Annotated in this window: 17 protein-coding genes; 6 read left to right on the forward strand and 11 right to left on the reverse strand. The window is 58.6% G+C overall.

Annotated features, from left to right (window positions below; translation table 11 throughout):
- The first annotated feature begins 374 nt into the window (after window positions 1-374).
- Entirely contained in the window at window positions 375-1,889 is a 1,515-nt protein-coding gene (locus ABXH05_RS03430) for a sigma-54-dependent transcriptional regulator (RefSeq protein ID WP_353559783.1), read from the forward strand.
- A gap of 42 nt (window positions 1,890-1,931) precedes the next feature.
- Here the strand turns inward: ABXH05_RS03430 and ABXH05_RS03435 are convergent, their stop codons facing one another.
- From ABXH05_RS03435 to ABXH05_RS03450, 4 genes are all read right to left on the reverse strand, one after another.
- Window positions 1,932-2,183: a DUF2312 domain-containing protein gene (locus ABXH05_RS03435; RefSeq protein ID WP_043949767.1), complete on the reverse strand. Its 252-nt coding sequence runs from the start codon at window positions 2,181-2,183 to the stop codon at window positions 1,932-1,934.
- A 90-nt stretch (window positions 2,184-2,273) separates the two neighbouring features.
- Window positions 2,274-2,573 (reverse strand): DUF1244 domain-containing protein, encoded by a 300-nt coding sequence (locus ABXH05_RS03440; RefSeq protein WP_353559784.1) that lies wholly within the window; start codon window positions 2,571-2,573, stop codon window positions 2,274-2,276.
- 214 nt (window positions 2,574-2,787) lie between these two features.
- Window positions 2,788-3,933, reverse strand: coding sequence for a carboxylate-amine ligase (locus tag ABXH05_RS03445; RefSeq protein WP_353559785.1), 1,146 nt, complete (start codon window positions 3,931-3,933; stop codon window positions 2,788-2,790).
- Window positions 3,930-4,769, reverse strand: a complete 840-nt coding sequence (locus tag ABXH05_RS03450; protein ID WP_353559786.1) for an N-formylglutamate amidohydrolase — start codon at window positions 4,767-4,769, stop codon at window positions 3,930-3,932. Before ABXH05_RS03450 ends, ABXH05_RS03445 begins: the two co-directional genes overlap by 4 nt.
- 115 nt (window positions 4,770-4,884) lie before the next feature.
- Here ABXH05_RS03450 and ABXH05_RS03455 point away from each other — a divergent pair, with 115 nt between their 5' ends.
- Both ABXH05_RS03455 and pyk read left to right on the forward strand, forming a co-directional pair.
- Window positions 4,885-5,361, forward strand: a complete 477-nt coding sequence (locus ABXH05_RS03455) for a DUF1036 domain-containing protein (protein WP_353559787.1) — start codon at window positions 4,885-4,887, stop codon at window positions 5,359-5,361.
- 3 nt (window positions 5,362-5,364) lie between these two features.
- Window positions 5,365-6,798: a pyruvate kinase gene (gene pyk / locus ABXH05_RS03460; protein ID WP_353559788.1), complete on the forward strand. Its 1,434-nt coding sequence runs from the start codon at window positions 5,365-5,367 to the stop codon at window positions 6,796-6,798.
- 15 nt (window positions 6,799-6,813) lie between these two features.
- Here the strand turns inward: pyk and ABXH05_RS03465 are convergent, their stop codons facing one another.
- From ABXH05_RS03465 to ykgO, 5 genes are all read right to left on the reverse strand, one after another.
- Window positions 6,814-7,815, reverse strand: coding sequence for an alpha/beta fold hydrolase (locus ABXH05_RS03465; RefSeq protein WP_353559789.1), 1,002 nt, complete (start codon window positions 7,813-7,815; stop codon window positions 6,814-6,816).
- 78 nt (window positions 7,816-7,893) lie between these two features.
- Complete coding sequence (locus ABXH05_RS03470) at window positions 7,894-8,463, reverse strand: tetratricopeptide repeat protein (RefSeq protein WP_353559790.1); 570 nt, start codon at window positions 8,461-8,463, stop codon at window positions 7,894-7,896.
- A gap of 65 nt (window positions 8,464-8,528) precedes the next feature.
- Window positions 8,529-9,584: a saccharopine dehydrogenase family protein gene (locus ABXH05_RS03475; protein ID WP_353559791.1), complete on the reverse strand. Its 1,056-nt coding sequence runs from the start codon at window positions 9,582-9,584 to the stop codon at window positions 8,529-8,531.
- 118 nt (window positions 9,585-9,702) lie between these two features.
- Window positions 9,703-10,311: an HAD family hydrolase gene (locus tag ABXH05_RS03480; RefSeq protein WP_353559792.1), complete on the reverse strand. Its 609-nt coding sequence runs from the start codon at window positions 10,309-10,311 to the stop codon at window positions 9,703-9,705.
- Window positions 10,312-10,346: 35 nt separating this feature from the next.
- Entirely contained in the window at window positions 10,347-10,472 is a 126-nt protein-coding gene (ykgO, locus tag ABXH05_RS03485) for a type B 50S ribosomal protein L36 (RefSeq protein ID WP_027842262.1), read from the reverse strand.
- 282 nt (window positions 10,473-10,754) lie between these two features.
- Here ykgO and ABXH05_RS03490 point away from each other — a divergent pair, with 282 nt between their 5' ends.
- Window positions 10,755-11,771 (forward strand): alpha/beta fold hydrolase, encoded by a 1,017-nt coding sequence (locus ABXH05_RS03490; protein WP_353559793.1) that lies wholly within the window; start codon window positions 10,755-10,757, stop codon window positions 11,769-11,771.
- A 9-nt stretch (window positions 11,772-11,780) separates the two neighbouring features.
- Here the strand turns inward: ABXH05_RS03490 and ABXH05_RS03495 are convergent, their stop codons facing one another.
- A complete protein-coding gene (locus ABXH05_RS03495; protein ID WP_353559794.1) occupies window positions 11,781-13,100 on the reverse strand; it encodes an MFS transporter in 1,320 nt (439 codons plus the stop codon).
- 126 nt (window positions 13,101-13,226) lie between these two features.
- Between ABXH05_RS03495 and ABXH05_RS03500 the strand changes: the two genes are divergently transcribed.
- Complete coding sequence (locus ABXH05_RS03500) at window positions 13,227-13,955, forward strand: SDR family NAD(P)-dependent oxidoreductase (protein WP_353559795.1); 729 nt, start codon at window positions 13,227-13,229, stop codon at window positions 13,953-13,955.
- Between the two features lie 8 nt (window positions 13,956-13,963).
- On the forward strand, window positions 13,964-15,496 hold the full coding sequence (locus ABXH05_RS03505; protein WP_353559796.1) for a cryptochrome/photolyase family protein: 1,533 nt from the start codon (window positions 13,964-13,966) through the stop codon (window positions 15,494-15,496).
- Here the strand turns inward: ABXH05_RS03505 and ABXH05_RS03510 are convergent.
- Window positions 15,474-15,626, reverse strand: coding sequence for a DUF2256 domain-containing protein (locus ABXH05_RS03510; RefSeq protein ID WP_353559797.1), 153 nt, complete (start codon window positions 15,624-15,626; stop codon window positions 15,474-15,476). The genes ABXH05_RS03505 and ABXH05_RS03510 overlap by 23 nt on opposite strands.
- Between the last annotated feature and the right edge of the window lie 20 nt (window positions 15,627-15,646).

Genomic DNA, 15,646 nt, shown 5'->3' on the forward strand with positions numbered 1-15,646 from the left:
CGCCCGGGAACTAACCTAGTCCGCGTATCCAAGACTTTCATCGCACAAAGCCAGCCGCTGGGGCAACCGATTTCCCAGTGAAGCTGCCCGTTGAGCAACAGGAGTCACGTTTACGCAACACCCCGGAAAAGGCAGGTTTTTGTTAACCATAGAGTGCCTTTTCCCAGGTTGAGACAGTCAGAACCCAAGAATGGTGAAGTTGTTCCCCGATCTCTAAAACCCTCCTTAACCGCCTTGAGGCAAAGATGCCACCTCAAGACGGGCGCCTCGGCTCTATTCCAGTAGGAATGTTCGCGAAATATTCGCTTTCCGGGACCACCGCCTTGTCCAGTAACAGACAAATGCCCATCGGGCAGCGCGTTTCGGGGACCAGCATGGCTAAAACGATTCTCATTGTTGACGACGATCCGGCACAGACGCGGCTGATTTCTGCCGTTGTTGAGCGTGACGGCCACCGCGTCATGACCGCTGGTGGCGGCAATGAAGCCATTGCAACCCTTGAAGGCGCCCGCGCCGGCGAGATTGACCTTGTGGTGCTTGATCTGGTGATGCCGGAAACCGACGGTTGGGCTGTGATGGAGCGCGTGCACCCTGCCCGCCCAGAACTCCCGTTCATCGTGCTGACCGGTCACGGCGGTATCGACACAGTGGTTAAGGCCATGCAGGCTGGCGCCCGCGACTTCGTGGTAAAGCCCGCAAGTCCCGAACGTCTGCAGGTTTCCATCGCCAATGCGTTGAAACTTGAGGCTCTGGGCAAGGAAATTACCCGCCTTAAGAAGCATTCCACCGGCCAGCTCACATTTGATGACCTGATTGCCGAGAGCCCCGCCATGCGAAAAGTGGGAAAAATCGGCGACCGCGCAGCTCAATCCAACATTCCGATCCTCATTGAAGGCGAGTCGGGTGTGGGTAAGGAAATGATCGCTCGGGCCATTCAGGGCTCCAGCGACCGTGCGGGCAGGCCTTTTGTGACCGTAAACTGCGGTGCAATTCCCGAGAATCTGGTCGAATCGATCCTTTTTGGTCACGAAAAAGGTGCTTTTACCGGCGCTACAGAGAAACACGCTGGCAAATTCCAGGAAGCCCACGGTGGCACACTGTTCCTGGATGAAATCGGCGAACTGCCGCTGGATATGCAGGTAAAGCTGCTGCGGGCCCTGCAGGAAGGCGAAGTAGACCCTGTTGGTGCCAAAAAGCCGGTCAAGGTCGACATTCGCCTGATCTCTGCCACCAACCGCGACCTGATTCAGGCCGTGCAGGACGGCACGTTCCGCGAAGACCTCTATTACCGCCTCAATGTCTTCCCCGTCGCTGTTCCACCTCTGCGGGAACGCCGGGAGGATGTGGCTCCACTCACAGACCACTTCATTGCCCGGTTTGCTGCCGAAGAAGGCAAGCCTATTCGCGGCATGGACGCAGACGCTCGCTCCCTGCTTGAAGGCTTTGCCTGGCCCGGCAATGTTCGCCAGCTCGAAAACGCGGTCTTCCGTGCGGTCGTTTTGTGCGACACGGACATGCTGTGCTTTGAAGACTTTCCGCAGATCGCCAGCCTGGCGGGCGCTCAGGCCCGACCCAAGCCGCGTCTGCCAGACATTCAGCCGGCGGTCCTTGGCGCAGCCATGCCTGCTGCAGCACCACAATCACAGGCGGCTTTTGCAGCAGCACCTGCATACGCCGATGAACCAGCATACGAAGGACTGCCAAGCGACATCACGGCGCTGGATGAAAGCGGCAATCTGAAAAAACTGGAAGACATGGAGGCGGACATGATCCGTCTGGCCATCGAGAAATACGAAGGTCACATGTCGGAAGTCGCCCGCCGTCTGGGCATCGGACGCTCAACCCTCTATCGCAAGGTCCGCGATCTGGGCATTGAAGTCCGCGCCTGAGGCAGCATGCCCCCAGTCAAAAGCTGGACAGTCGGAAGTTGACTAGTCAGCAGCAAGACCAAGAGCCGACCGGTACAGATCGATGATCGCTTCCTGTTCCTGGAACTCGGCCCGGTCCAGCTTGCGTTCCCGCACGACACGGCGCAGCGCCTTCACATCGTAGCCATTGCCCTTGGCTTCTGCATAAACCTCACGGATATCGCCTGCGAGCGCTGCTTTTTCTTCTTCAAGCCGCTCGATGCGTTCAACGATGGATTTGAGTTGATCGCGGGCAACGCCGCCGGTCTGCGCCATGGTCAGCCTCTTTTGGGTTGAGGTGGTCGGGGAAAGGGCGCGGACATTAACCAGCCCGACCCCTGATCCGCAACCGCCTATCTGACCCTTTTAGCTGTGGTCCTTGGCTGCACCATCAAAAGCAGCCTTCTGTGCATCGGTCGCTTCCGTCTGATACTTCGCCTTCCAGTCCGCATAGGGCATGCCATAAACGATCTCGCGGGCAGCATCCTTAGAGATATCGACGCCCTGCTCGGCAGCGGCCTCGCCATACCAGCGCGACAGGCAATTCCGGCAAAACCCGGACAGATTCATCAAATCGATGTTTTGCACATCGGTGCGTTCCTGCAGATGCGCCACGAGACGGCGAAACGCAGCCGCTTCAAGTTCGGTTTTCTGATCGGCGGACATTTTCGTTCTCCAGTTCCCGCGTCATGTGCTGGGGTCAACGCAAAAGCGTGACCAACACAAAGCTAATTATCATGAGCAAATACCACGAACCGAGCTTCTGCATCGATCCCAGCGACCACATTGCGGTTTCATCTTGACGTTTGATATGGGCACAGCAATGCCCGTCACAAGGCCACGCTGTTGCCCGCAAGCCCATGAAAGCACGATTTAAAATTCAGGGTGCGACTGTGCCAATACCCCGCGCGGTCTCATCAATCAGATGATCCACTACAGCCCGCAGAGCTGCATCATGGTCAGCCCCGGTGGCCCGCGCCTCATCATAGGCAACCCGCTGCGCCTGCGAGCTGGTGCCGCGCCGGGCAATTGTCGCCACATGCATTAGTTCGTCCGTGCAGCCAAGCTCTCTGGCTTCTTCCTGAAGCAGTCCCACAAGTTCATCGGACAGATCACCGAAAGACACCATTTTACCCTGGCCAAAATCCGCCATGTCGCGCGTCACGCCATACCGCTGGGCCCGCCAGCGATTTTCTTCGATCAGAATGCGCGGATAGACGCGCCACCGCTGGTTCTTTTCGCGCAGGGTGAACAGCATCGAGAGCAGACACTGATAAAGCGCCGCCAGGGCAACAGCGTCTTCTATCCGTGTACAGACATCCGCCACCCGCGCTTCAAGCGTCGGCCACCGCACGGACGGCCGGATGTCCCACCAGATCTTGCTGGCATCTTCGATGGCACCAACTTCCACCAGTCGCGAAACCACCCGCTGATATTCAGGCCAGCTGTCGAATGAGTCCGGCACACCCGTGCGCGGCAGCGCGTCAAACACCGTCAACCGGTAAGACGCCATGCCCGTATCTTCGCCCTGCCAGTAGGGAGACGACGCTGACAGGGCCAGAATGTGCGGCAGGAAATAACTGACCTGGTTCATCAGATCGATGCGCAGGTCATCGTCCTCAATGCCACAGTGGATGTGCATGCCGCAGATCAGCAACCGCCGGACGGTGCCTGCCAGATCCTTGGCAATCTGATCGTAGCGCGCCTTTTCCGTGTGGTGCTGTTCGGACCATTTGGCAAAGGGGTGCGTGCTGGCTGCGATCGGCGCATATCCATATTCCGCAGCCACTTCGCACACAGCACCCCGAAGCCTTTTCAAGTCCGCGCGCACATCAGCCGGGGTTTCACAAATACCGGTGCCAATCTCAACCTGACTTTGGAGGAACTCCGGCGACACCTGCGTGCCAATGGCGTCAGACATTCTCGGCAACAGATCCGCCGGCGGCTCGGATACAAGATCACGCGTTTCCTTGTTGACCAGAAGATATTCTTCCTCAACGCCCAGAGTGAACGCAGGTCTTTTCATTGTGCTGCACCCTTTGCTTGGTCGTCTGTATGCGATCCAAAATACTCGACGGCATTGATGCCGGGAGATGTCTTGAGAATATCCAAGAGGATACGCGCCAGACGCTCCGCCCACTCCTGCGCACCCCCATGGGTGTCGATCAGGTCCTGCCGGATCTCTATGATGGAATGCGGCAACCCGCGCTGGGTGCCATGCCTGTACATCGTGTCGCCCCGCAATTGTCCTTTGTAGGGTTCATTGTCCCCAACAACCATGCCCGGCTCCATGCGCAGGGCCGACAAAAGAGCATGCGGCAGCCGATGGTCCTTGTCCCACAAAACACCCGAGTGCCAAGGCCGGGGATGCCCCCGCCACACAGGCGTGAAGCTGTGAAGCGAGACCACCAGCGGCGCCTCGCCTGTCGCGACCACCCGATCAATCATGGCCGTCACCGCATCATGATAAGGCTGCCAGCAGGTTGCCCGTCGACGGTCCACTTCGTCAGGGGTGACATGACGATTGCCCGGTATGATCGCACCGTCAGACAGTTTCATGACCAATGTTGGATCATCCGCCGCTCGGTTTGGATCAATCAGCAGCCGTGAAAAGCCCGACAGGACGGCAGGCGCTTGCAGGAGGTCCGCCAGGCGGCGCGTCACGTCAGCTGCCCCCACATCCCATCCGATGTGCCGCTCCAGGTCTGTTGGAGGCAGACCCAGCGTTCCATACTCGGCGGGCAGGGCATTGGAGGCGTGATCGCACAGCAAGACCACAGGCCCCACCGCACCCTCATTCACCAGGTGGAATGGCTGAAACGGCACTTCGGGCTTGGTCGACGAGATCGCGGCATGAGACATAACGCCAATTATACGAGACCCCACGGGAACTGACAGCCCGCTTGAGCGGTGATAGCGTGCCTTGGGCACCAACAGGTGACTCACTTTTAAGGACTGACAGGATATTTAGACCCGTATGAGACAGCTTTTTGCGAAACTCTTCCTGTCGGTCATTGTTGCGTGTGGCGGCCTGATTGGCCTCACGGCCACAGCCTCAGCCAGTCTGGACGTGTGCAATGAGTCCACAAGCCGTGTCGGTGTCGCGCTTGGCTACTACAGCCAGGATGTCTGGGTATCTGAAGGCTGGTGGCACATAGACGGCGGCGACTGCGCCCCGGTCATCCAAAGTGACCTCACCGCGCGCTACTATTATCTGTTCGCAATCGACTTTGATGCTGGCGGCGGCTGGTCTGGCCTCTCGACCCTGTGCGTTGCCCCGGGCGAGTTCACCATCTCTGGACGCAATGATTGTGAAACACGCGGCCACCACACCGCCGGCTTCATGGAAGTGGATACATCCCGGTCGCCTGACTGGACAGTTCGGCTGGACGAAGCAACCCGCACCCCTGATCCAAGCGCCACACTTGGCAACCTGACCAAAGAGGTGAACTGACCCGTGCGCCATCGCAATGTTCGTGTGCTCGCCACGCTGGGACCAGCCTCTGACACATTTGAAATGGTCTCAAAGCTTTATGAGTCAGGTGCAGACGCCTTTCGCCTGAACATGAGCCACTCGGACCATGCGGGCCTTGCCAGACGCGTTGCCATGCTGCGGGAGCTGGAACGGTCCGTTGAACACCCGATTTCTATCCTGGTTGACCTGCAAGGTCCCAAGCTGCGCGTTGGCGATATGGGCGAGGATGGCGTCGTTCTGGAGAACGGCCAGACCTTCACACTCGATCTGGACGACGCACCGGGCAGTAAGAGCCGCGCGCCATTGCCCCACCCTGAAATTCTGAAAGTCGCCGAGCCAGGGCATCACCTGCTGCTGGACGATGGCAAGATCAACCTGCGCGTGGAAGAGACGGACGGGTCGAGCCTCACCACCACAGTTGTTGCAGGCGGCAAACTGACATCTCGCAAGGGCGTCAACATTCCCGATGCCGTGCTGCCGATCCCTGCCCTCACCGCCAAGGACCGCAGTGACCTTGAAGCGGCCCTTAATCTCGACATTGACTGGATCGCCCTGTCATTCGTCCAGTCCGCCCAAGACGTAGCCGAAACCAAAAAGCTGGCCCGTGGTCGCGCCGCCGTTATGGCAAAGATAGAAAAGCCCTCCGCCATCAATGACCTGGATGCCATCCTCGATATTTCCGACGGGTTGATGGTTGCCCGAGGTGATCTGGGCGTGGAATGCCCGGTTGAAACAGTACCCGGCCTGCAAAAACGCATCACGCGTGCCGCCCGGCGCGCCGGCAAGCCCGTGGTCGTGGCAACGCAGATGCTCGAAAGCATGATCCAGAACCCCGTGCCGACCCGCGCGGAAGTGTCAGACGTCGCCACGGCAGTGTTTGAAGGGGCCGATGCAGTCATGCTCTCTGCAGAATCGGCGGCTGGTGACTACCCGGTCGAGGCCGTTGCGATGATGAACAGCATCGCTGAATCCATCGAGACCGACCCTAACTATGGCCAGATCATCAACGCCCAACGTACAGAACCCGAGCCCACAGGCCCTGATGCCTTGAGCAAGGCTGCGCGCACTGTTGCCGAAACACTCAATGCGGCAGCCATTGTTTGCTACACAACATCGGGATCAACCGGCATGCGGGCCGCCCGCGAACGCAGCAATGTGCCCGTGCTGGCGCTAACACCACACGCGCCCACAGCCCGGCGACTGTCTTTGGTGTGGGGCCTTAACTGCGTGATGACAGAAGACGCACGCGACTTGGATGACATGGTGGACCGTGCCGGACGCCTTGCGTTTCAGCAGGGTATGGCGCGCGTAGGCGATCGCATTGTCATCATGGCTGGCGTGCCCCTCGGCACGCCAGGCGCGACCAACATGCTGCGCGTCGCATTCGTTGCAGACAGCGCAGCCAACCACCCTTAGACGCGGCCGCTGAACTTACTGAACTTCAGCGAGTGTCTGACCTTCTTCCACAATCCTCAGGCCAGCCTGTGGTGCGTCGCCACGTGCCAGCCGGTCAATGGCATCAAGCACAATGTCGGGACGCGCATAGTGTGGCATATGACCCGTACCGCGCAGGCGAATGAGCTCAGATCCCTCAATGGCATCATGCAGCGGCTCGGAATGGATACCAAAGCCGACCGACCGGTCCCCGCCACCATGCACGATGATCGTGGGCACTTTGACCTCAGAATAGCGCTCCGACTGACGCGCCAGAGCTGACTTGAGATTACTCACATCAACCGAGTTATTACTGAAGTTGCCCGGGCGGAACAGCAGGTCCAGACCTATTTTCTCAGAGTAACTGTCCGGAGCGACATCAGGGTAGAAGTTGCCCACCACGCCCGGCTCCTTGAGTTGTTGCCCCGCAGGCACCATCAGCGTGCGGAGGAAAAATCCTCCAACCACAGGCGTCTGAACAATGCCGTGATACCACGCAACGCCGCCCTGCCAGGGATAGGTAGCGCCCGACATCGGAACAAGACCGATCAGATCATCAGGATGGTTCAGCGCATAGGCCATCACAACAGCCCCACCCCATGAGTGCCCCAGGATTACGTGCTTGCCTACACCGAGTTTCTCCAGCGCGCCATTGACGAGGCGCGCCTGCACGGCTGGATCATGAACATCATCAAGCGGTCCGCGCTCACTCCAGCCATGGCCGGGGCGATCGAAGGCAATAACGCGATGGGTCTTGGCAATGTCATCAAGAATGGACGTCGCAAAGTCCCGCAGATTGCCACTCGCGCCATGCACCAGAACAATCGGCACGCCTTGACCCTTGTCGACGTAGTGCAGCTTGGTGCCCTCTACCTCAACAAACTCACCCAGTGGCGGAAAGCGAGCCTCAGTCTGAGACCCGAACCAAAGCGTGTAGACGTAAAGCCCACCAAAAACTGCAACCAGCAGAAAAAGCACGGTGCCCATAACCCGTCCCATGATAACCCCAACAAAAATGAAATATCTGATCGTCCGGATACTGACAGCACCCAAACGCGACCCTATTGATGTGCCCTCTTAGATGCCCCGTCCTTCGACATCCACCTTCAGCCGTTCGATTGCCGCTTCGGCCCCTTCAAGCTGCGGATTGATTTCAAATGCGGCCCGATAGGCACCCAGCGCCGGCTCCTTGCGATCCAGATCATCGAACATGACCGCAAGACCCATGAGTGCAGCCCAATGGCGCGGTTCGCGCGCCAGCACCTGCGTCACGTCAGCGATGGCAGCATCATAGTCATTGATGACGTAATAGAGCGTCGCCCGCTTGTTCCAGGCCTCTGCGTAGTCCGGCTCAATCTCGATGGCTGTCGAGAACATATCCAGCGCAACAGCGTATTCCTGCGCCTCAAGCGCCTTGAGCCCCCGCAGCATGATGAGGTCAAGCGTCGGACTGCCTGAGTCGGACCACTGCCGCCAGATTTCATCCTCAATCAATGCTGCTTCGGCAGGACTTTGTGCCTTGGCCAGTTGATCGAACAGACGATCCAGCTCGGCAGAGGATGCTGCCAAGGCTGGAAATGCGCCCGTTGCAAAAACGATCAGAATCGCCTGCAAAGCCACACGAAACCGTGTCGGAAGAAAAGTCATACAGAAGTATATGTCCCTCAGGACCCCGTTGGCGAGTTACCGAACGGACAACAAGCTGTGAGCACTCAGGCGTTGAGGTCTTCTCGCCGCACCCCGTCAAACTCGGTGATGAAGTCAGCTCCATAGGCATTAGACGGTGTCTGGAAGCCGATCTTGACGTTACCGGCAGCTGCCCGCTGGGCGATTTCAAGCCCGGTTTCTGCTGTCAGAGTATAGCCTTCAGGTGTTTCCAGCCGACTGCGAACCACATTGCCGGCGCTGTCGGTTGCTTCACCTACAAGCGTCGTGAAGGAAGCTGCGCGCTGCTCATCGGTTGGTCCTTCGGGCATGCGCTCGATCTGCTTTTTGAGGAACCGTTGTACAGGCCCCGTTCCCATCACCCAGCGCGCCGCAGGCCCAAGGCCCGCCATCCGCTCCATGTCCTTGCTGGCTTCAAAGTAAATGGTGATGTCGGGAATGCCTGTAGAGTGATATGCGGTTGAAACATCACCCCACCCCACAGCAATCGAGTTACTTTCGCCTTTGCCATAATCCATTGTCCGACGCGGCGTCTTGCCAAGGGCAACAATCTTCTCACCGCGGCGCACCCGCGTGCCGGTCGAAATGCTTTCGACCATCGTCTTGCCGGTGCCGTGAGACATGTTGCCCATGCCCGCAATGCCCATCTCCAGGCGCTCTGCTTCCGGCAGCCGACGCTTCATATGCGCCGCCAGACAATCACTGGGAACGACATCAAAACCAACGCCCGGCAAAACCATGATGCCGGCCTTGCGCGCTTCCTCATCGCGGGCAGCGCAGGCCTCAAACACATCAATCTCGCCAGTGATATCCAGATAGTGGGTTTTTGTCCGGATGCAGGCATCAAGCATTGGCTTGGAAGTTGCCGAGAATGGCCCGGCGATGTGCAAGACCGCGTCCACCTTCTCCAGTGCCTTGTCCAGCGCATTGGGCCGGTCGAGCGAAATGGCGGCCCATTCAAGCCCCAATGGTTCGGCGATCGCCTGAACCTTGGACGCATTACGCCCCGCCAATATGGGCTTCAGGCCTTTTTGCGCTGCTACCCGTGCTGTGAGCTTGCCGGTGTAACCGGTCGCCCCGTAAATCATGAATCTGCCAGACATCGTATCCCCGCCCCCAAAACAGGCCGCACAGGACATCCCCTGTCGCGGCCCATGACTGTTTCTTGAAAGGATCGTGACGTGTCCCGCCCAGCTGGGCAAGGGCTGCCGCACAACAGATCTAGAGCAATCCGACAGCCGCCAATCGGGTGCGCAGATGGTCGGCTGACAGGAACTGATGCCCGATCATGCCGGCCTGGGTGGCAGCATCAGCATTCCCGGCAAGATCATCAACAAACAGCGCTTCACCAGCTTCAAGCCCGAACTGCTCAAGCGCCAGTTTGTAGATTGCAGGGTCAGGCTTCCTGAGCTGCACCTGCCCGGAAACAACAATGCCGCGAAAATGGTCCAGGAACGCATAGTCATCCGCATGGGGATGGGCCGGCGGCCAGGTCTGAGCGGGCCAATTGCTCAGGGCAAAGACCGGCACATCGCGCGCGACAAGCTCTTCAAGCACCGCCACGGTCTCAGGGATTGGCCCCATGACGGCTTTTTGCCAGTCCGTGGCCATCGCATCCAGTGCTGGTGCAAAGTGAGGATAGTCTCGCTTGTAGGGCGCCAATGTCTCTTCAAACGGCGCAAGCGTGTCATGGCACGCGTGATGGGCGCGCCAGAAAACCTCCGCCAGGAAGGCCTCCAACACGCCACGCGTTGCAAAATGCTGGTGAAAAATCAGGCGGGGGTCCCAGTCGATCAGGACACCACCAAGGTCGAAAACAACCGCTTTCACGCTTCCCGTCTCATGAGACATCAGCGTGAGAGCCCTTAGCCCTGGCGGGCTTTGAAGCGCGGGTTGACCTTGTTAATGACGTAAAGGCGGCCTTTACGGCGCACGATACGGCAGTTTTTGTCGCGCTTGGCCAGCGACTTGAGCGAATTGCGGACTTTCATCGGATCGGATCGCTTGTATCTTGGCGCCGAGTAACCGGCAGCTCATGAAAACGGAAAAGCCGGGAAATCCCGGCCAGTTGGCGCGGAAAATAACAGTACAGCCCCTCATGTCAACCACCTGAGCCAAGACTCATCTTCACAGCAGGCCTGTGCTGCATTTCCAATGCCGCACCTAGCCATATTGCTATGTCATCAGGTAAAGGTGACGCCCAGTCAGGAATTATGGTGGCACCCGCTCCCCGCGGCGCATTCATGCCCCCCATAAGGTGAGTACCCTATCCCATGAGTTACGAAGAGCGTCCACAAAACGCCAATAAGCCCGAAGGTCCGCCCTCCAACGCGCCCCTCGAAGAGCCGCTGGTCGAAATCAAAGAGCCACCCCTTTGGTTTACCCGGGCGCTTGCGGCACCGCGCGAGAGCCGTCACGTGACGGTAGACGGCACGCCGATTCACTACCTTTTGTGGGGTGCGCCCAAAGAGGGCGAAGCGCCCAAGCCGGGAATCGTTTTCGTTCATGGCAATGGCGCCCACGCCATGTGGTTCGCCCACATCGCGCCGTTCCTGTCGGAGCAGTTTCAGGTTGCCTCAATGGATCTGGGCGGCATGGGGGAAAGTGGATGGCGACCGGAACGCTACACCCGCGAAAGCTATGCTGAGGAAATCATTTCGGTCGTGCGCGACGCCAACATGACGCCCGGCTACGTGGTCGGCCACTCCTTCGGCGGCTTCGTATCGCTGATTGCAGCTTCGACCTATGGCGAGGAACTGGGCGGCTTCATCCAAGTCGACTTTGGTGTGCGCCCCAAAGGCGAGCATGAAGAATGGTTCAAGGACAATCCGCCACCTCGTCCCACCCGCGTCTATCCGGACTACGAAACTGCCCTTGGCCGTTTTCGCCTGGCACCGGACCAACCACTGGCCAATCGCTTCATCTTTGACTTCATCGCCAAGGAAAGCCTGCGCGAGGCAACCCCAGAGCCCGACCATCTCGGCCGGACATCAGAAGCTGCCGGCTGGACATGGAAATTCGATCCGAAAATCTTCTACGGGCTGGTGCTGGGGGCAGACCTCAATGAGCGCTTTGCTGACATGGCCTGCCGCAAGGCGGTCGTCATGGGCGGCCTGTCATGGAATGGCCAGCAGGAAGTCATGGACCACCACCGCAAAGTCGGTGGAGACGCAACGCCCATCTTCTCAATCCCCGAAGCCCGCCACCACGTCATGCTCGATCAGCCCCACGCATTCACCATGGCCATACAAGGCCTGGTGACAGCATGGGAAGCAGAGCGGCTGGCTTAGCAATCGGACTTAGCCCTTGGGCACCACGTCGCCGTCGTGGTCATCTTCATCGTCGTCATATCCAGCGCGTACGGACGAGACGAGCGGATGCAGCACGATGAAAATGCCCATGATCACCATCAGGCAGGCGGCAAGAATAAACGGTGCCTGCGGCATGATCTGATAGAGCGGCAGGGCAACAAATGGATTCACCACATGGCCCATGGCAGCGGTCGAGCCGATATACCCGGCAATGGATCCCTGCTCGTCAGGCTCGACGCTCAAGGACGCAGCCGCAGACAGACCCGGACGCAGCAATCCAAATCCAAGGCCGGAGGCCACAAGTGCCATGACCAGTGTGGCGTAGTTGCCGCCAGTGATCATCAGTCCAAAGGCGACGATCATGATCAGCGTGCCACTGCGCAACATGGTCTGCACCGACAGGTTCATCCGCTGAATAAGCACCAGCTGTGCAAACAGCGTCGACATCGCCATGGCCATCATGCCGACGCCGACCATCTGTGCAGCGTCTTCTACGCTCAGAGACAAGGTGTCCTGAAAGTAGAAGGCTGATACCTGCACAACGATGGACTGTCCCATCGCCATCAGCACTCCGACGATAAGAAACGGCCAGACCCGACTATCCTTGATCTTCAAGCGGTTCTTCTTGTCCTGACGCTCGCGCGGACGGGTCCGCTCAGGCAGCAGTACCCAGATCGCAATCGCGCTGGCAAAGGCTAGGGATCCCACAACAAAGAAAGGCGCGAGAAGCCCAAACACGATGAGCGCCGCGGCAACGCCCGGTCCAATAACAGTACCCATGCCGAATGCCGCGCCGATGGTAGCAACACCCGATGCCCGCTCCGCCCGGGTCGTCCGGTCAGCCACATAGGCCTGACTGGCCGGCATGGTGCCGGACCCAAACGCGCCGAAGATCGCACGCACGCCCACCAGCAAAGGGAACAACAGGGCCAGACCAATCATCCCCTGCATGCCCATCCAGATGAACACGGCGAAGCCAATGGTCGATGTGCCAAACCCGCAAAGTCCAATCAGCATGATCGGCTTGCGGCCCCACACATCACTGGTGCGTCCCCAGAACGGACTGGTGACAACCCAAAGCAAAGCTGAAAGAGAGAAAATCGCGCCGACCTGGACTTCAGTCAGCCCAAGATCGCGCGCCACCGGCGGCAGGACGGCAAAAAACAGGGATTGCCCCATGCCCAGACACAGCAGGCAGAAGAACAGAATACCAAAGGCGCGCTTACGCTCTCCAGGCGTCGTCTGCTGCAGCGCAGACAAGTCTTCTGCAGGCGCAGATTCGGATTGTTGATCTTTGTTTGAGGTCATCAGCCTTGCCGAATGGGTCCGCCTACATAGCTCACGTCACAGGGGACGGTCCACATATGGGGCGGAATGGCAGTTATTCACCCCGCCCGGTCAAGCAGACATAAAGCAAATAGCGAAAGAACAGACATGAGCGCACCATTCCTGATTTTCGGCGCCACCGGCGGCGTGGGGTCGGCATTGGCATCCAAACTTAATGCCAAAGGGCTCCCGCTTGTGCTCACTGGCCGCGATGAAGAGGCTTTGTCCAACTCAGCAGATCAACTTGGCGCCCGTCACCTGGTGGGTGATGTGACGCGAGATGATGACCTGACACGCATTGTCGAACAGGCCACAACCGACGATGGCCTCGCCGGCCTGGCCTTTTGCGTTGGGTCCATCGACCTGAAACCATTGCGGCGCATTACCGGCGACGATCTGACTGCAGCTTTTCAGCTAAACGCTGTTTCAGCAGCACTCGCCATTCAAAAGGCCGCTCCGGCATTGAAGAAGGCAAAAGGGTCTGTGGTCCTGTTTTCAACCATCGCCGTAGACCAGGGTTTCACCAACCATGCCATCGTTTCTGCGGCAAAGGGTGCGGTAGAAGGATTGGGGCGAGCCCTTGCAGCGGACCTCGCACCGGACATTCGCGTAAACATCGTGGCCCCCAGCTTGATGGACACACAACTCGCCGCCTCGATCACCCAATCAGAAGCCATGGCCCAGGGCATAGCGAAATTGCATCCCATTCCACGCCTTGGCGAAGCCGAGGATGCGGCAGCCCTTGCAGCATTTTTGCTGACGGATGAAAGCCCCTGGATCACCGGCCAGGTCATGCGCGTTGATGGTGGTCGCAGTCATCTGCGTACCAAGGGATAAGCAGAAGCATGGCGACAGTCCGCCTCATTCTCGGCGACCAGCTCAGCCCCGCCATGTCGTCACTTGCCGACATTGATCCCGACACAGACACGGTCTTGCTCGCTGAGGTTATGGCCGAGTGCACCTATGTGAAGCACCACAAGAAGAAGATCGTCTTCGTTCTGTCCGCCATGCGCCATTTCGCCCACGAACTGGAAGATCAGGGATACAATGTCGATTACGTCAAGCTGACCGACAGGGGCAACACGGGCACCCTGAAGGGCGAAGCTGAACGCGCGCTCAAAAGACACAAGGCAAACCGTCTGGTCGTAACGCGTTCCGGTGAGTTCCGCCTCGCAGAAGACATGGAAACCTGGTGCACCGACCTGGGTGTCGATGTTGAGCTACGCGACGACGATCGTTTCCTGTGCAAATTGGACGAGTTCAACGAGTGGGCAGAGGGGCGCAAGGAACTGCGCATGGAGTATTTCTATCGGGAGATGCGCCGCAAGACGTCCTTCCTGATGGACCAGAATGAAAAGCCCGAGGGCGGGCAATGGAACTTCGACAAAGACAACCGCAAACCGATCAAAGGTGATCTGGACTTTCCCGGCCCCTCAAAGTTCACCCCGGACGAGATCACCCAAGAGGTCATTGACCTCGTGAACAGCGAATTTGCTGATCACTTCGGACAGTCGGACGGTTTCACCTTCGCCACCACACGATCGCAGGCCGAGGACGCGCTACGCCATTTCATCCAGCATGCCCTGCCACGCTTTGGCGACTATCAGGATGCGATGACGGATAAAGACCCGCATCTGTTTCACAGCGTCATATCAACTTACCTGAATGCGGGACTGCTGGACGCCCACGCTGTATGTGCTGCCGCAGAAAACGCTTACAAAAACGGCGACGCCCCTCTCAATGCCGTCGAGGGCTTCATCAGGCAGATAATCGGTTGGCGAGAATTTGTCCGCGGCATCTATTGGCGCGAAATGCCCGACTACAAGACACGCAACACCCTGAATGCCACCACGCCCCTGCCGGAGTTCTTCTGGACCGGCGACACCAAAATGGCGTGCATGGCCCAAGCCATTGGCCAGACCCGTGACCACGCTTACGCCCACCACATTCAACGGCTGATGGTCACCGGTAACTTCGCCCTCATCGCCGGCCTGGACCCTGATGAAGTCAATGACTGGTACATGCGCGTTTACTCAGATGCCTATGAATGGGTGGAACTGCCCAACACCCACGGCATGGCCATATGGGCCGATGGTGGTGTGGTCGGGTCCAAGCCCTATGCCGCGAGCGGCAAATATATCGACCGCATGTCTGACCACTGCTCAAACTGCGCCTATAGCGTCAAGGAACAGACAGGCGAAACGGCATGCCCCTTCAATGCGCTGTACTGGGATTTTCTCGCTCGCCACGAAGAGCGCTTCAAAAAGAACGGTCGGATGGGGCTGGTCATGAAGTCGTTGGAGCGCATGAACTCACAAAAGCTCGACGCCACCCGCCAACGCGCCGCTGACATACTCAAGAACCTGGACGTGGTTTAGCCCGCGCACGCCGACATCGCTCGGAGCAATATCGGACATCCTCCCAGACATCCGCCCACTTGCGACGCCAGCTAAATGGGCGACCGCACGCGGCACAGTCCTTTGTTGGCAGGTCATGTTTCTTGCGCATGTCTCAGAACTTGGATCATC

Source organism: Pyruvatibacter sp. HU-CL02332, assembly GCF_040362765.1.
Taxonomy (GTDB): domain Bacteria; phylum Pseudomonadota; class Alphaproteobacteria; order CGMCC-115125; family CGMCC-115125; genus Pyruvatibacter.

Excerpts from the sequence above, each read along its gene's own strand:
- ABXH05_RS03430 (WP_353559783.1), top strand. The coding sequence starts at position 375 with ATGGCTAAAACGATTCTCATTGTTGACGACGATCCGGCACAGACGCGG.
- ABXH05_RS03435 (WP_043949767.1), bottom strand. The coding sequence starts at position 2,183 with ATGGCGCAGACCGGCGGCGTTGCCCGCGATCAACTCAAATCCATCGTT.
- ABXH05_RS03440 (WP_353559784.1), bottom strand. The coding sequence starts at position 2,573 with ATGTCCGCCGATCAGAAAACCGAACTTGAAGCGGCTGCGTTTCGCCGT.
- ABXH05_RS03445 (WP_353559785.1), bottom strand. The coding sequence starts at position 3,933 with ATGAAAAGACCTGCGTTCACTCTGGGCGTTGAGGAAGAATATCTTCTG.
- ABXH05_RS03450 (WP_353559786.1), bottom strand. The coding sequence starts at position 4,769 with ATGTCTCATGCCGCGATCTCGTCGACCAAGCCCGAAGTGCCGTTTCAG.
- ABXH05_RS03455 (WP_353559787.1), top strand. The coding sequence starts at position 4,885 with ATGAGACAGCTTTTTGCGAAACTCTTCCTGTCGGTCATTGTTGCGTGT.
- ABXH05_RS03465 (WP_353559789.1), bottom strand. The coding sequence starts at position 7,815 with ATGGGACGGGTTATGGGCACCGTGCTTTTTCTGCTGGTTGCAGTTTTT.
- ABXH05_RS03470 (WP_353559790.1), bottom strand. The coding sequence starts at position 8,463 with ATGACTTTTCTTCCGACACGGTTTCGTGTGGCTTTGCAGGCGATTCTG.
- ABXH05_RS03475 (WP_353559791.1), bottom strand. The coding sequence starts at position 9,584 with ATGTCTGGCAGATTCATGATTTACGGGGCGACCGGTTACACCGGCAAG.
- ykgO (WP_027842262.1), bottom strand. The coding sequence starts at position 10,472 with ATGAAAGTCCGCAATTCGCTCAAGTCGCTGGCCAAGCGCGACAAAAAC.
- ABXH05_RS03490 (WP_353559793.1), top strand. The coding sequence starts at position 10,755 with ATGAGTTACGAAGAGCGTCCACAAAACGCCAATAAGCCCGAAGGTCCG.
- ABXH05_RS03495 (WP_353559794.1), bottom strand. The coding sequence starts at position 13,100 with ATGACCTCAAACAAAGATCAACAATCCGAATCTGCGCCTGCAGAAGAC.
- ABXH05_RS03500 (WP_353559795.1), top strand. The coding sequence starts at position 13,227 with ATGAGCGCACCATTCCTGATTTTCGGCGCCACCGGCGGCGTGGGGTCG.
- ABXH05_RS03505 (WP_353559796.1), top strand. The coding sequence starts at position 13,964 with ATGGCGACAGTCCGCCTCATTCTCGGCGACCAGCTCAGCCCCGCCATG.
- ABXH05_RS03510 (WP_353559797.1), bottom strand. The coding sequence starts at position 15,626 with ATGCGCAAGAAACATGACCTGCCAACAAAGGACTGTGCCGCGTGCGGT.